Consider the following 14,630-nt stretch of genomic DNA (forward strand, 5'->3'; position numbering starts at 1 on the left):
GGATGATGTTCGACCCGAACGCGCCGGTCGAAGTCGTCACGCTGCGCGATGAACGTGCAAGCGAGGCCGACGCGATCGGCCGCGTGATCGTCGCCGCGTTCGCGGGCGAGCCGGAAGGCGGGCAGTTCGAACGGCGGATCGTCGGCACGTTGCGTGCGGACGGTGCGTTGAGCGTCTCGCTCGTCGCGGAGCGCGATGGCCGCGTCATCGGGCACGTTGCGTTCTCGCCGGTGTCGATCGGCGGCGAGCCGTCCGGCAGCCAGCGCTGGTACGGGCTGGCGCCGCTCGCGGTGCTGCCCGACTGCCAGCGGCAGAGCATCGGCGCAGGGCTGGTGTGCACGGGGCTCGACGCGTTGCGCCGGCTGGGCGCGCGCGGGTGCGTCCTGCTCGGGGAGGCCGCGTACTACACGCGGTTCGGCTTTGCGCCATCCGGCGACATCGTGTTCCCGGGCGTGCCGCCCGAATATTTCCTCGCGCTGTCGCTCGACGATTCGGCGCCGCTGCCGTCGGGTGACGTTCGCTATCACGACGCGTTCTATCCCGCGTAGCGCGAGTTTGCAGCGCGAGTCGACCTCGCACACGGGAATGGCCGCTCTTCGGAGCGGCCTTTTCTTTTGGTGGGCCGCTGCACGTCGTGACGCATCGGGAGGCAGTGCGCGGGCAATAAAAAAGCCGCTCCGAAGAGCGGCTTTTCGATGCGCGTGCGGCGCGTGCCGGCGTTACTTGACAGTTGCCTGCTGGCGCAGGCCTTCCTCGAACGCCTGGAGCTTCTGCTGCACGAGCTGCTGTGCGATCTGCGCCTTCACCTGCTCGAGCGGCGGCGGGGCGATGTCGCGGATGTCGTCGACACGGATGATGTGCCAGCCGAATTGCGTCTTCACCGGCGTGTCGGTCATCTGGCCTTTCTGCAGCTTCTGCGCGGCCGCCGCGAATTCCGGCACGTACGCCTTCGGGTCGGACCAGTCGAGATCGCCGCCGTTCTTGCCCGAACCCGGATCCTTCGAGTATTGCTTCGCGAGATCCTCGAACTTCGCGCCGGCCTTGATCTTCGCGATCAGGTCCTTCGCCTGCTGCTCGTCGCTGACGAGGATGTGGTGCAAGTGGTATTCGCGATTGCCGCCGGCGCCCTTGACGAGGTCGTCGTAGCGCGCCTTCACTTCGGCGTCGGTCGGCTGGTTCTTCTTCAGGAAGCTCTCGATCATCGAGCGCAGCACGACGGTCTGCTGCGCGACGGCGACCTGCGCCTTCACGTCCGGACGGTTCGGGATGCCTTCGCGGATCGCTTCCTGCATCAGGATTTCGCGGTTCACGAGTTCCTGGCGCACGGCCTGCTGCAGTTGCGGGTTGTCGGTCTGGCCTTGCTGGACGAGCTGAGCAACCATCGCGTCGGCGCGCGACTTCGGAATCGGCGTGCCGTTGACGACGGCGATGTTCTGGGCAAATGCCGGTGCCGCTGCAAAAGCAGCCGCCGCGACCCACAGGCGGGGGGATTTCAGGATCATCGGGAATTCCTAATGAGACTAGATTGAAGATTCGTTGAATTCTTCGGGCGTGTAAGCCACGATCGCGAGCGCGTGAATGCCGCGCTGCATCGCATCAGCGAGCGCATCATACACCAGCCGGTGCCGCGCGACGCGCGGCTTGCCGGTGAACGCGGCCGACACGATCGTGACCGTGAAGTGGCCGCCGGCGGCCGCGCCGGCGTGGCCCGCGTGCTGCGCGCTGTCGTCGCGCACGGTGAGCGACAGCGGGGCGAGCGAGGCGGTGAGGCGCGCTTCGATCAGCGCGATGCGTTCGTCGGGCGACGCATGGAGAAAGGCGTCCGTCATGTCACTCGTCCTTCAGGTATTTCGTGAGCCACAGGCTCTGCAGGATGATGAACACGACCATCGCGCCCGTCGTGCCGAACAGCTTGAAGTTCACCCATTGCGATTCGGTGAAGTTGTGCACCACGTACAGGTTCGCGACGCCGAGCACCGCGAAGAACAGCGCCCAGGCGACGTTCAGCTTGTCCCACACGGGGTGCGGCAGCGTGAGCTGCTTGCCCATCATCTTCTCGATCAGGTTGTTGCCGAACGCATAGCGCGCGGCGAGCAGCCCGACCGCAAACAGCCAGTACAGCACAGTCGGTTTCCATTGAATGAATTTCTCGTCATGCAGGACGAGGGTGGCGCCACCGAAAACGACGATCACGCCGAGGCTGACCCACAGCATCGTGTCGACCTTCCGGTGCCGGAAGGCGACCCACGCGACCTGGGCCAGCGTCGCGACGATCGCGACGGCGGTAGCGGTAAAGATGCCCCAGACCTTGAAGGCGACAAAAAACAGGATGATCGGAAACAGATCGAACAGGAATTTCATGGCGCTCGCAGCTGCGTGAAAGGCCGCATGCGCGGCCTTTCACCGTTGTAGGGACCCGCCAGGCACCGCTGGAGCGGATCGGGGCGACGGCGAGGGGCGCCCCGCAGATCCGCCCGGCGCCGCTCATTCGTTTTCGGGTCGGGACTCGAAGTTTAACGCAGCCGAATTGATGCAGTACCGCAAACCGGTCTGGTCGCGCGGGCCGTCCTCGAAGACGTGGCCGAGATGCGCGCCGCAGTGGTTGCAGCGCACCTCGACGCGCACCATCCCGTGCGAGTAGTCGACCTTTTCGTCGATCACCTCGCCGTTGAGCGGCTTGAAGTAGCTGGGCCAGCCGCAGCCCGAGTGGAACTTGGAGCCGGATTCGAACAGCGGCGTGCTGCAGACGACGCATTTGTAGATGCCGGCGTCTTCGGTATCGGTGTATTCGCCGGTGAATGCGCGCTCGGTTGCCGCGTGCTGCGTGACTTCGTACTGCATCGGCGTGAGCCGACGGCGCAGCTCGGCGTCGTCCTTCTGGTACGGGAAGGTCTTGTCGTCGGAATCGTGGGACATGGGGGTTCTCCTGATCGGTCGGTCGATACGCGCGGGTCGGGGCTCAGGACGAGCAGCTCACTTCGAGCGAGCCGGCCCAGTCGGGCGGCAACGCCGCGTACGCTTCATGCTCCGGTTGTTCGTCGAATGGCCGGCGCAGGATCTGCGCGAGCCGCTCGACTTCCGAAAAATCCTTTTCCTTCGCACGCCGGATCGCGACTTCGGCCAGATGGTTGCGAAGCACGTATTTCGGGTTCGCGCGGTTCATCGCAACGGCACGAGCCGCGTCGTCGCGCGTTTCCTCGGACAGCCGCGCGCGGTAGAGGTTCGCCCACGCATCGAACGCGTCGCGGTCGATGAACAGGTCGCGCACGGGCGCGTCGCGGCTCGCGTCGTGCTTCGAGACCTGCGCGAGCCGGCGGAACGTCAGCGTGAAGTCCGCATGGCTCGCATGCATCGTCTCGAGCAGCTTGTTGGCGAGCTCGGCATCGTTCTCGTGTTCGAGCTCGAGGCCGAGCTTCGCGCGCATCGCGCGTTCAAGCGCGGGGCCGAACCGTTCCGGAAACTTCGCGAGCACGGCCTGCGCGTCGTCCACCGCACGCTCGGCGCGCGCATCGTCGTCGGCGATGCCGTGCTGCAGCCCGATCAGCGGCAGCAGCGCCTGCGCGAGGCAGTAGCAGTTCCAGTGCGCGATGCGCGGCTGCATCCGGTACGCATAGCGGCCGCTGTTGTCCGAGTGGTTGCAGATGTGATTCGCGTCGAACGCGTCGACGAAGCCGAACGGGCCGTAGTCGATCGTCACGCCGAGGATCGACATGTTGTCGGTGTTCATCACGCCGTGGCAGAAGCCGACGGCCTGCCATTGCGCGACGAGATCGGCCGTGCGCAGCGTCGCCGCTTCGAGCAGGGCGAGGTACGGATCGTCGGCGCGGCGGCAATCCGGATAGAAGCGGTCGATCACGTGATCGGCGAGCTGGCGCAGCAGGTCGGGGCGATCGTTCGAGAAGAAGTGTTCGAAGTGGCCGAAGCGCACGAAGCTCTCCGACACGCGCGTGACGACGGCCGACGTCTCGATCTCCTCGCGCACCACCGGCTGGTCGGAGCCGATCACCGTCAGCGCGCGCGTGGTCGGGATGCCGAGGTGATGCATTGCTTCCGAGCACAGGAATTCACGGATCGACGAGCGCAGCACCGCGCGGCCGTCGCCCATCCGCGAATACGGCGTGCGGCCGCTGCCTTTCAGCTGCAGTTCGTAGCGGCGGCCGTCCGAGCCGGTGCGCTCGCCGACCGTCAGCGCGCGGCCGTCGCCGAGCTGGCCGGCCCACACGCCGAACTGGTGGCCGGAATACACCGATGCGTACGGCATCGCGTGCGCGGGCCAGTCGCGCGTCGGGTTGCCGGCGAACAGCTCGGCGAAGCCGGGCTGCGCGGAGATCGATGGCGGCAGGTCGAGCAGTTGCGCGACTTCGCCGGAAAAGCCGACGATGTACGGCGCGGCAAGCGGCGCGGCCGGCAGCCGCGTATGAAACGCGTCGCCGAGCGTGACGAACGCGCCAGCGGCGGGCGCGCCGAGCGTGGCGGCGAGATCGGGGAGGGTGTCAGCCGGATCGGCTTCGCTTCGGGAAAACGACATGTTGAGCGCCTCTGGGTAAGCCGATATTGTAAGGCGGCGCCGCGCCGCCCGCATGGCGGCCCGCGCACCGTGCGCCACGCCCGTCCGGGGCCGCTGACGGGCGCGTTGCAGAGGCACCGATTCGCATCCTCACGGAGAACAAGACGATGGGTAAGCCGTTGCTGGGCCAGATGATGGACATGCCGTTGCTCGTGTCCTCGCTGATTTCTCATGCCGCGCGGCACGCCGGCGACACGGAGATCGTGTCGAAGCGCGTGGAAGGCGATCTGCATCGCTACACGTACCGCGATTGCGAACACCGCGCGAAGCAGCTGGCACAGGCGCTCGCGCGGCTCGGCGTCGAAACCGGCGATCGCGTCGGTACGCTGGCGTGGAACGGCTACCGGCATCTGGAAGCGTATTACGGGATCGGCGGCATGGGCGCCGTGTGCCACACGATCAACCCGCGCCTGTTCCCCGAACAGATCGCGTACATCGTCAATCACGCGGAAGACCGCTACGTCTTCTTCGACATCAATTTCGCGCCGCTCGTCGACGCAATCGCGCCGCAATGCCCGCACGTGAAAGGCTGGGTTGCGATGACGGATGCCGCGCACCTGCCGTCCGGCACGACGCCGTTCCTCTGTTACGAAACGCTCGTCGAAGCGGAGGACGGCCGCTACGACTGGCCGCGCCTCGACGAGCAGCAGGCGTCTGGGCTCTGCTACACGTCGGGCACGACCGGCAACCCGAAGGGCGTGCTGTATTCGCACCGCTCGACCGTGCTGCACGCGTATGGCGCTGCGCTGCCCGATGCGATGAACCTGTCCGCGATGGACGCCGTGCTGCCCGTCGTGCCGATGTTCCACGTCAACGCATGGGGGCTGCCGTATGCGGTGCCGCTCACGGGCGGCAAGCTCGTGCTGCCCGGCAAGGATCTCGACGGGAAATCGCTGTACGAGCTGATGGAAGCCGAGCGCGTGACGTTCTCCGCGGGCGTGCCGACCGTGTGGCTCGGCCTGCTCAACTACATGCGCGAAGCCGGCGTGCGTTTCTCGACGCTGAACCGCACGGTGATCGGCGGCTCCGCGTGCCCGCCCGCGATGCTGCGCACCTTCGAGGACGAATACGGCGTGCGCGTGATCCATGCATGGGGGATGACCGAACTGTCGCCGCTCGGCACGCTCGCGAAGCTCAACTGGGCGCAGTCGCAGCGGCCGCTCGACGCACAGCGCAAGCTGCTCGAGAAGCAGGGGCGCGTGATCTGCGGCGTCGACATGCGCATCGTCGGCGAGGACGGCCACGAACTGCCGTGGGACGGTGTCGCGTTCGGCGAACTCCAGGTGCGCGGCCCGTGGGTGATCGACCGCTACTTTCGCGGCGATACGTCGCCGCTGTCGGACGGCTGGTTCCCGACCGGCGACGTCGCGACGATCGATCCCGACGGCTTCCTGCAGATCACCGACCGCAGCAAGGACGTGATCAAGTCGGGCGGCGAGTGGATCAGCTCGATCGATATCGAGAACGTTGCGATCGCGCACCCGGGCGTGGCCGAGGCCGCCTGCATCGCCTGTGCGCACCCGAAATGGACCGAGCGCCCGCTGCTCGTCGTGGTGCCGCGCGAAGGGGCGAGCCTGAGCCGCGACGCGCTGCTCGCGTTCTACGAAGGCAAGGTCGCGAAATGGTGGATTCCGGACGACGTCGTGTTCGTCGAATCGCTGCCGCACACCGCGACCGGCAAGCTGCAGAAGCTGAAGCTGCGCGAGACGTTCCGCGATTACGTATTGCCGACGGCCGTCGACGAGTCGTAACGTCGGGCCCGGGCCGCAAGCGGCTCGCGAAGCGGTCGCCCGATCCGGCCCCGGATCGGGAACAAAAATTCAAATTGAACGACCGTGCTTTTTTGTTGTATGCTGCCTCAGTTCATTCGGACATGCGGCTGTTCGACCGCGCACAATGAAGCGCAGCCACCCCGGCGCGCGATGCATGGAGGCAGGCAGATGGCAGTGGATTACTCGACTCGCGACGGTGTAGCCGTCCTTACGCTCAACAATCCGCCCGTCAACGGGCTCGGCCTGTCGACCCGTCAGGGCGTCATGGACGCGCTCGATCGCGCCGCGCAGGACCCGTCGGTCACGGCCATCGTGCTGACCGGCGCGGGACGCGCATTCTCGGGCGGCGCCGATATCACCGAATTCAATACGCCGAAGGCGCTGCAGGAGCCGACGCTGCACACCGTGATTCACGCGGTGGAGGCGAGTGCGAAGCCCGTCGTCGCGGCGCTGCACAGCGTCGTGATGGGCGGCGGCCTCGAGCTCGCGCTCGGCGCGCACTATCGCATTGCGGCACCCGGCGCGCAGGTCGCGTTGCCCGAAGTGAAGCTCGGCCTGCTGCCGGGCGCGGGCGGCACGCAGCGCCTGCCGCGCGCGGTGGGGCTCGAAACCGCGCTGAACATGATCGTGTCGGGCGCGCCCGTGCCGTCGGAGCAGCTCGCGAAGAGCGGGTTGTTCGACGAAATGGCCGACGGCGACCTGCTCGACGCGGCCGTCGCGTTCGCCCGCAAGGTGGGAGCGCAGAAGGGGCCGCATCCGCGTGTGCGCGATCGCAAGATCGTCCACGCGAACGCCGCGGGCTTCATCCAGTTCGCGCGCAATTCGGCCCGGGCCGCCGCACCGAATTTCCCCGCGCCGCACAAGTGCATCGACGCGATCGAGGCCGGCGTGCTGCACGGCTTCGACAAGGGCAGCGTTGCCGAGCGCGAGGGTTTCGTCGCGCTGATGATGACGCCGGAAAGCCGCGCGCTACGGCACGCGTTCTTCGGCGAGCGCGCGGCGAGCAAGATTCCCGACGTGCCGGCCGATACGCCGCTGCGCGAGATCCGCCGCGTCGGCGTGATCGGCGCGGGCACGATGGGCGGCGGGATTGCGATGAACTTCATCAACGCAGGCCTGCCCGTCACGCTGCTCGAGACCAAACAGGAAGCGCTCGAGCGCGGCGTCGCGACGATCCGCAAGAACTACGACGCACAGGTGAAGAAGGGCAAGCTCACGCAGGAGAAGCTCGACGCGCGCATGGCGCTGATCACGCCGACGCTGTCCTACGATGACCTGAAGGATGCCGACCTGATCGTCGAAGCCGTGTTCGAGGAACTCGGCGTGAAGGAGCAGGTGTTCAGGAAGCTCGACGAAGTCGCGAAGGCGGGCGCGATCCTCGCGTCGAACACGTCGACGCTCGACGTCGACAAGATCGCGGCGTTCACGAAGCGCCCGCAGGACGTCGTCGGCATGCACTTCTTCAGCCCGGCGAACGTGATGAAGCTGCTCGAGGTCGTGCGCGGCGCGCAGACCGCGAAGGACGTGCTCGCCACCGTGATGGCCGTCGCGAAGAAGATCCGCAAGACGGCGGTCGTGTCGGGCGTGTGCGACGGCTTCATCGGCAACCGGATGATCGAGCAGTACATCCGCCAGGCGCTCTTCATGCTCGAGGAAGGCGCGCTGCCCGCGCAGGTCGACCGTGCGATCGAGAAATTCGGCTTCGCGATGGGGCCGTTCCGGATGAGCGACCTCGCCGGCAACGACATCGGCTGGGCGATCCGCAAGCGCCGCTACGTCGAGCAGCCGGGCCTGCAGTACTCGAAGATCGCCGACCGCCTGTGCGAGCAGGGCCGCTTCGGCCAGAAGACGGGCGCCGGCTGGTACGACTACGTGCCGGGCGAGCGCAAGGCAAAGCCGTCGTCGCTCGTCGACGAGATGGTCGTCGCGTATTCGAAGGAGCGTGGCGTCGAGCGGCGCAAGATCGGCGACGACGAGATCGTCGAGCGGCTCGTGTTCGCGCTCGTCAACGAAGGCGCGAAGATCCTCGAGGAGAAGATCGCGTCGAAGGCGTCCGACATCGACATGGTCTACCTGACCGGCTATGGCTTCCCGCTGTGGCGCGGCGGCCCGATGCTGTACGCCGACGTGGTCGGCCTCTACAACGTCGAGCGCGCGATTCGCCGCTATGCGGCCGCGCCGAACGGCGACGCATGGCAGCTCGCGCCGTCGATCGCGGCGCTCGCGAAGGCCGGCCGCGGGTTCAACGGCTGACGCGCCGGATCGCGGCGCGACGCACACCTGGAGAAACGCAATGAAACGCACCGACGACGTACTGCTCGTGATCGACGTGCAATACGACTTCATGCCGGGCGGCGCGCTCGCGGTGCCCGATGGCGACGCGGTCGTGCCGGTGATCAACGCACTGGCGCAACGCTTCGACCAGGTCGTGCTGACGCAGGACTGGCACCCGCGCGAGCACGTGTCGTTCGCGGCGAACCATCCGGGCCGCGAACCGTTCTCCACGCTCGCACTGCCGTACGGCGAGCAGGTGCTGTGGCCCGTGCACTGCGTGCAGGACACCGACGGCGCGGCGCTGCATCGCGATCTCGACATCCCGCATGCGCGGCTCGTGATCCGCAAGGGCGGCGACGCGCAGGTCGACAGCTATTCCGCGTTCGTCGAAGCCGATCGCACGACGCGCACGGGGCTGGCGGGCTATCTGCGCGAGCTCGGCGCGAAGCGCGTGTGGTGCTGCGGGCTCGCGACCGACTATTGCGTCGCGTGGTCGGCGCTCGACGCGCGCGCGGCCGGTTTCGAAGCCGCGGTAATCAACGATGCGTGCCGCGCGATCGACCTGAACGGGTCGCTCGCCCACGCATGGCAGCAGATGCAGGCAGCGGGCGTCGCGCATGTGACGTCCGCGGGCGCGCGCCCGGCGGCGTAGCGCATTCCCCCATCCGATTCAGGACATGAAGCAGGACCGAAGGAGACTCGCATGACCGAAGCCGTAATCGTATCGACCGCCCGCACGCCGCTGGCGAAATCCTGGCGCGGTGCTTTCAACATGACGCACGGCGCGACGCTCGGCGGCCACGTGGTCGCGGCCGCGCTCGAACGCGCGAAGCTCGACCCCGCACGCGTCGAGGACGTGATCATGGGTTGCGCGAACCCCGAAGGCGCGACCGGCACGAACATCGCGCGGCAGATCGTACTGCGCGCGGGGCTGCCCGTGACGGTGCCGGGGATGACGGTGAACCGTTTCTGCTCGTCGGGGCTGCAGACCATCGCGCTGGCCGCGCAGCGGATCATCGCGGGCGAAGGCGACGTGTACGTAGCGGGCGGCGTCGAATCGATCTCGTGCGTGCAGAACGAGATGAACCACCACATGATCAAGGAAGGCTGGCTCGACCAGCACAAGCCCGAGATCTACTGGAACATGCTGCAGACGGCCGAGAACGTCGCGAAGCGCTACGGCATCTCGAAGGAGCGGCAGGACGAGTACGGCGTGCAGTCGCAACTGCGGGCCGCTGCCGCGCAGGAAGCCGGTCGCTTTCGCGACGAGATCGTGCCGATCACCGTGCTCGCGGGCATTGCCGACAAGGCGACGGGCCGCCTCTTCACGAAGGAAGTGACGGTATCGGCCGACGAAGGAATCCGCCCCGACACGACGCTCGAAGGCGTGTCGAAGATCCGGTCGGCCGTGCCGGGTGGCGTGATCACCGCCGGCAACGCAAGCCAGTTCTCGGACGGCGCGTCGGCCTGCGTCGTGATGAGCGCCGACGCCGCGCAGCGCGAAGGGCTGCAGCCGCTCGGCGTGTTCCGCGGTTTCGCGGTGGCCGGCTGCGAGCCGGACGAGATGGGCATCGGCCCCGTGTTCGCGGTGCCGAAGCTGCTGAAGCAGGCGGGGCTGAAGGTCGACGATATCGGCCTGTGGGAACTGAACGAAGCGTTCGCGGTGCAGGTGCTGTACTGCCGCGACACGCTCGGGATTCCTGAGGACCGCCTGAACGTGAACGGCGGCGCGATCGCGGTCGGCCATCCGTACGGCGTGTCGGGCGCGCGCCTGACAGGCCATGCGCTGATCGAAGGCAAACGGCGCGGCGTGAAGTACGCGGTCGTCACGATGTGCATCGGCGGCGGCCAGGGCGCGGCCGGCCTGTTCGAAATCCTCTGATCTTTGGCAGGGTGCGGCCGCGGTTTCGCTTCGGCGAAGCAGGCGGCCGCGATGCGAATCGGCGTGACTGAACCGCCATTCGATACAATCGCGAAGCAAAACGCGTGCGTTGCGCAATGCCGTTTCCCCTTACTTGTCAAACGAATTGCCCCACCTATACTTGCTCTGACATTTGCCTTTCGGCACGATGGGCCGGTTCGTGCTTCGTGCGATCCGTGCCGCGAAGGTTCGAACCAACGCAGCAGACCGACCGGGGACCGAATGAGTACGACCTATGCAGCCGGGGAACCGCCGCGCGTCGTCAGCGCGGCCGCGAGGCTCTACGCGAAATGCCTGCTGATCGGATTTGCGTTGCTGCCCGCCTATCTGATCGCCTATCTGTGGATCTTCAGCGACCCTCACGTCGTGTTCGAGAGCCACGCGTTCCATGAAATCGCGATCGCTGCGGCGACCCTCGAGGGCGCGTTCGTCACCTATGTGACATGGGTGTGCTACCGGTCGTCCGGCGAGCCGCTGCTGCGCTGGCTGACACTGGGCTTTCTCGGCTTCGCGATGATCTATGCGCTGCACGGTGCGTTCACCGGGATGGCGCATCACAATATCTGGCTGTTCCTGCTGTACGGGCCCGCGTCTCGGCTCGTGATGTCGATCCTGCTGCTCACGGGCCTGCTGTCGTATTCGCGTCCGCCCGATCGCATCGAGAAGCGCACGAGCGTGCGCACGTGGTTGCCGTGGATCGTGTTCTTCGTGATCGTCAACGTGGTTGTGGCGTACATCGCGTATTCACCGGTCGCGGGCGCGCTGGGTACGCGGCTGTCGATGGAAGGCGGCGCGCTCGTGTTCTCGCTGCTGAACGTCGCCGTGCTGCTCGCGCGGCGGATCCGCTCGCCGCTGATGGTGATCTACGGCGTGTCGATCATGGCGTTCGCGCTGTCGTCGCTCGCGTTCATTCTCGGCAAGCCGTGGAATCACATGTGGTGGCTCGCGCACGCGATTTTCGCGGGCGGCTTCTTCCTGCTCAGCTACGGCGTCGTGCAGGCGCTGCAGACGACGCGCTCGTTCTCGGCGATCTACAGCCAGGAAGACCTGATGAGCCGGCTGTCGGAATCGATGGCGCGTACCGAGAGCGCGCTGCAGGAGTTGCGGCGCACGAACCAGAAGCTCGAATACATGGCCGCGACCGATCCGATGACGGGCGCGTCGAACCGCCGGCAGTTCATCGCGCAGGTCGAGCGCGAGATGGTACGGGCGGAGCGCGACGGCACGCCGTTCTGCCTGCTCGCGCTCGATCTCGACAATTTCAAGAACATCAACGATGCATACGGGCACCAGATCGGCGACGAGGTGCTGCGTGGCGTCGTGCGCCAGTGCCTCGACGCGATCCGGCCGGCCGGCGGGCTCGCGCGGGTCGGCGGCGAGGAATTCATGGCGCTGCTGCCGGAAATGCCGCTCGAGGGCGCGCGGATGACGGCCGAGCGCGTACGCTCGTCGATCGCGAGCTCGCCGTTCGGGCTCGATTTCAAGCGCGTGCAGGTGACGGTCAGCGTCGGCGTCGCGCAATACGGAGTCGACGGCAGCACGGTCGATGCGTTGCTGCGCGTAGTCGACGAACGCTTGTACCAGGCGAAGCGGGAAGGGCGGAACCGCGTCGTGTCGCGGTGACACGGGTTTGCGCGGCACGCGGGCACCGGTGATCGGACGCGGGGCATTCGGCAACGCGACTGAGCGGAAGCCGCGCCGGTCGCTGCAATGTCTACCGAAGCCCCGGGGCGGTAACGCTCCCGGGGCTTTTGCATGCCCGGTCGGCACGCGACGGGCAATGCCCTAGCGCGACGCCAGGGCCGCCGCGTTCTTCGGCTGCACCTCCTGCATCCGCTGCGACGCCTGCCACCAGTACTTGCCCGCGCGCTGCTGCGGATCGCGGATCGCGAGATACGTCGTACTCCAGAGCTGCGCCGCGTTTGCCTCGGTCGCGTCCGCGCTGCGCGTGCCGAATGCATCGGTCTGGTACTTGCCGTTCACGTAGGACCACGTCCACATTTCCGACGTCCGCATGTCGCGCCCGTTCGAGATCACCTGCCAGATCGTCTGCCGCGCCTGCGTGAGCAGCGTGCGCGTTGCGGCCGACAGGTCCTGGCGCGCGAGCTGGCGATCGAGCCCGGCTACCCACATTGCCTGCTGCCACGACCAGATCACCGTGCCGTGATAGGCGGAGCTCGTGAATTTCGGCCATAGCGCCGGGTTCGCATACGCCGGGTTCGCGATCAGCATGCCGGCATCGGTCACGAGCCCGGTCGGGAACGGTCGCGTGACGTCGGTAACGATCCGCTGAAGCTCGTCGTCCGGCGGCGTGCCGAACAGCAGCGCGAAGCCGCCGTCCGAATTCATCACCGGAATCGGATTGCCCTGCTGATCGAGCGACAGTGCATAAAACGCCAGCGGCGTGCCCGGTGCGGCACCGGCCGGCACGCCCGCGGACGGCGCATAGGCCGAGACGTCGGCGGCTGCCTGCGCAGCCGGCACGCTGACCTGGAACAGCGGTGGCGCCTGCGTTTCCCACGTGGCCGCCTGGTTCGCCGTATTGGCGAGCGTCGCGCGCTGTCCGGCATCCAGGTACGGATCGAGCAGGCCGCGCGCGAGGAACGCGTTCGCCGCGCGCAACGCGGCCGGCACGAGCACCGCGTTCACGTCGTACGGGTACACGCCGCCGCCGAGCCCGTCGGTGCTGTCGCGCCAGTTGCCGACGATCTCGCCGGGCCGCAGGTGGATCAGGTTCGCGACCGACGGCTGCTGCGCGAACGGCTGCGCGGTCGTCGCGACGTGCAGCAGGTTGACGACCAGGCGGCTGCCGTTGGTCTGCCCGTCGCTGCCGCGCTGCGCGAGATAGGCGGCCGCGCGGGCCTGGCCGCGCGTATCGTCGATCAGCCACGCGGCCGCGATCGGCGCGAGCAGGTAGTCGCTGTCGATCATCTTGTAGTCGTAGGTCGGCGTTGGATCGTTCGGCCGCCCGTTCTTCTGGTTGTCGACGAGTGCGAACTCGCCGATGCCTTCCTCGTGCGCGACCTTGCCGTCGGCCGACAGCCGGCTCAGCACCGACGACAGGCCGGCCTCGACCGCCGCGGGTTCGAGCACGGGCATCAGCATGCGCACCGAGATCAGCGTATCGCGGCCGAAGTAGGTGTCGTACTGCCACGAGCCGGCCAGCAGCTTGTCGTGGAAGCTCAGGAACTCGAGCACGTTCTGGCTCACGGGGTCGGGGTTCACGGACGGTGCGAGCAGGTCGGCGTGCGTGATCGGCGACAACGGCGTCTCGCCCGACAGCGCATCGACATGCAGCCGCAGCGTGTGCGCGCCCGCCGGTGCGCTCAGGACGAGCTTGCCGCCCGCTGCCGGTGCGATGCTGCCGCCGTCGCGCAATGTGATGCGCAGTGAATAGCCGGGCGCGCCGTCGATCCGGTCGCGTTGCCATTGCACGGCGCTGCCCTGAACCGTCGGCGCGGCGAGGATCTGCTGCGGAATCGTTGCACCGCCGTTGAAGTCGCGCAGGAAGCGCACGTTGCTGAGCACGCCCTGCCGGATCGTCAGCGTGTTGGTGTCCACCGACACGTCGGCGCCGATGCCATACAGCGCGCGGCCGTGCGTGTCGGGTGCCGACAGTGCGGACGGCGGCGTGTCGAGGCTCCAGTTCACCGGCTGCGCGGTATCGTCGAACCATAGCCCGGTGCCGCTGTTGCCGGCGGGGAAGACCACGAGCAGGCGCGGTTTCGTCGACGAGCGCACCAGCAGGTGCGCGGCAACCTTGTCCTGCCGGTAGAACGCGTTGATCTGGCCGCCGGCATCCATCCGGAACGACAGCGCGGCGGTGTTCGACGGCGGGTTGGTCGATTTGACGTCGTCGTCGTTACAGGCCGCGAGCAGGCCGGCGCAGATGAATCCGAGACACAGCGACTTCGCAAGGCGATGCATGTTGATGTCCCTCCTGATGACTGGCGATTTTTTTCGGAATGGTCGAATGAGCGGATCTGCTGTCCGTTTAGTACTGCCTTGTCGCGGGCATTCGAGTGAATGCCTGGTATGGGTCGGGATGTAATGCTTCTGCGGTGGGTGAATCGAGCAGTAAATTGGTGAATGGACG

The 14,630-nt window shown here is 67.1% G+C and carries 12 protein-coding genes; 6 read left to right on the forward strand and 6 right to left on the reverse strand.

All coding sequences use genetic code 11. The features are described 5' to 3' along the window. Positions 1 to 2 precede the first annotated feature (2 nt). The gene (locus B7G54_RS12990; protein WP_085039550.1) at positions 3 to 548 is read left to right on the forward strand and encodes a GNAT family N-acetyltransferase; all 546 of its coding nucleotides are present in this window, start codon (positions 3 to 5) and stop codon (positions 546 to 548) included. A gap of 171 nt (positions 549 to 719) precedes the next feature. Here B7G54_RS12990 and B7G54_RS12995 read toward each other — a convergent pair whose 3' ends face one another. From B7G54_RS12995 to B7G54_RS13015, 5 genes are all read right to left on the reverse strand, one after another. Continuing rightward, a complete protein-coding gene (locus B7G54_RS12995; RefSeq protein WP_085039446.1) occupies positions 720 to 1,502 on the reverse strand; it encodes a peptidylprolyl isomerase in 783 nt (260 codons plus the stop codon). 18 nt (positions 1,503 to 1,520) lie between these two features. Further along, the gene (locus tag B7G54_RS13000; RefSeq protein ID WP_085039447.1) at positions 1,521 to 1,829 is read right to left on the reverse strand and encodes a BolA family protein; all 309 of its coding nucleotides are present in this window, start codon (positions 1,827 to 1,829) and stop codon (positions 1,521 to 1,523) included. A 1-nt stretch (position 1,830) separates the two neighbouring features. Next, the gene (locus tag B7G54_RS13005; protein ID WP_034181202.1) at positions 1,831 to 2,361 is read right to left on the reverse strand and encodes a septation protein A; all 531 of its coding nucleotides are present in this window, start codon (positions 2,359 to 2,361) and stop codon (positions 1,831 to 1,833) included. Between the two features lie 123 nt (positions 2,362 to 2,484). Beyond that, positions 2,485 to 2,916, reverse strand: coding sequence for a peptide-methionine (R)-S-oxide reductase MsrB (gene msrB / locus B7G54_RS13010; RefSeq protein WP_085039448.1), 432 nt, complete (start codon positions 2,914 to 2,916; stop codon positions 2,485 to 2,487). Positions 2,917 to 2,959: 43 nt separating this feature from the next. Then, entirely contained in the window at positions 2,960 to 4,528 is a 1,569-nt protein-coding gene (locus B7G54_RS13015) for a protein adenylyltransferase SelO (RefSeq protein ID WP_085039449.1), read from the reverse strand. A gap of 146 nt (positions 4,529 to 4,674) precedes the next feature. Between B7G54_RS13015 and B7G54_RS13020 the strand changes: the two genes are divergently transcribed. The 5 genes from B7G54_RS13020 (at position 4,675) to B7G54_RS13040 (ending at position 12,157) form a co-directional block, all read left to right on the forward strand. After that, entirely contained in the window at positions 4,675 to 6,318 is a 1,644-nt protein-coding gene (locus B7G54_RS13020; protein WP_085039450.1) for a 3-(methylthio)propionyl-CoA ligase, read from the forward strand. Positions 6,319 to 6,507: 189 nt separating this feature from the next. Continuing rightward, positions 6,508 to 8,592, forward strand: coding sequence for a 3-hydroxyacyl-CoA dehydrogenase NAD-binding domain-containing protein (locus tag B7G54_RS13025; protein WP_085039551.1), 2,085 nt, complete (start codon positions 6,508 to 6,510; stop codon positions 8,590 to 8,592). Between the two features lie 40 nt (positions 8,593 to 8,632). Then, positions 8,633 to 9,265 (forward strand): bifunctional nicotinamidase/pyrazinamidase, encoded by a 633-nt coding sequence (pncA, locus tag B7G54_RS13030; protein ID WP_046545910.1) that lies wholly within the window; start codon positions 8,633 to 8,635, stop codon positions 9,263 to 9,265. Between the two features lie 51 nt (positions 9,266 to 9,316). Continuing rightward, entirely contained in the window at positions 9,317 to 10,495 is a 1,179-nt protein-coding gene (locus B7G54_RS13035) for an acetyl-CoA C-acyltransferase (protein WP_085039451.1), read from the forward strand. A gap of 261 nt (positions 10,496 to 10,756) precedes the next feature. Then, complete coding sequence (locus tag B7G54_RS13040; RefSeq protein WP_085039452.1) at positions 10,757 to 12,157, forward strand: GGDEF domain-containing protein; 1,401 nt, start codon at positions 10,757 to 10,759, stop codon at positions 12,155 to 12,157. Positions 12,158 to 12,319: 162 nt separating this feature from the next. On the opposite strand, the gene B7G54_RS13045 is transcribed toward B7G54_RS13040, so the two are convergent. Next, positions 12,320 to 14,461, reverse strand: a complete 2,142-nt coding sequence (locus B7G54_RS13045) for a glucosidase family protein (protein ID WP_085039453.1) — start codon at positions 14,459 to 14,461, stop codon at positions 12,320 to 12,322. Positions 14,462 to 14,630 lie beyond the last annotated feature (169 nt).

Origin of the sequence: Burkholderia puraquae (genome assembly GCF_002099195.1) — a bacterium.
In the GTDB taxonomy this organism is placed as follows: Bacteria; Pseudomonadota; Gammaproteobacteria; order Burkholderiales; family Burkholderiaceae; genus Burkholderia; species Burkholderia puraquae.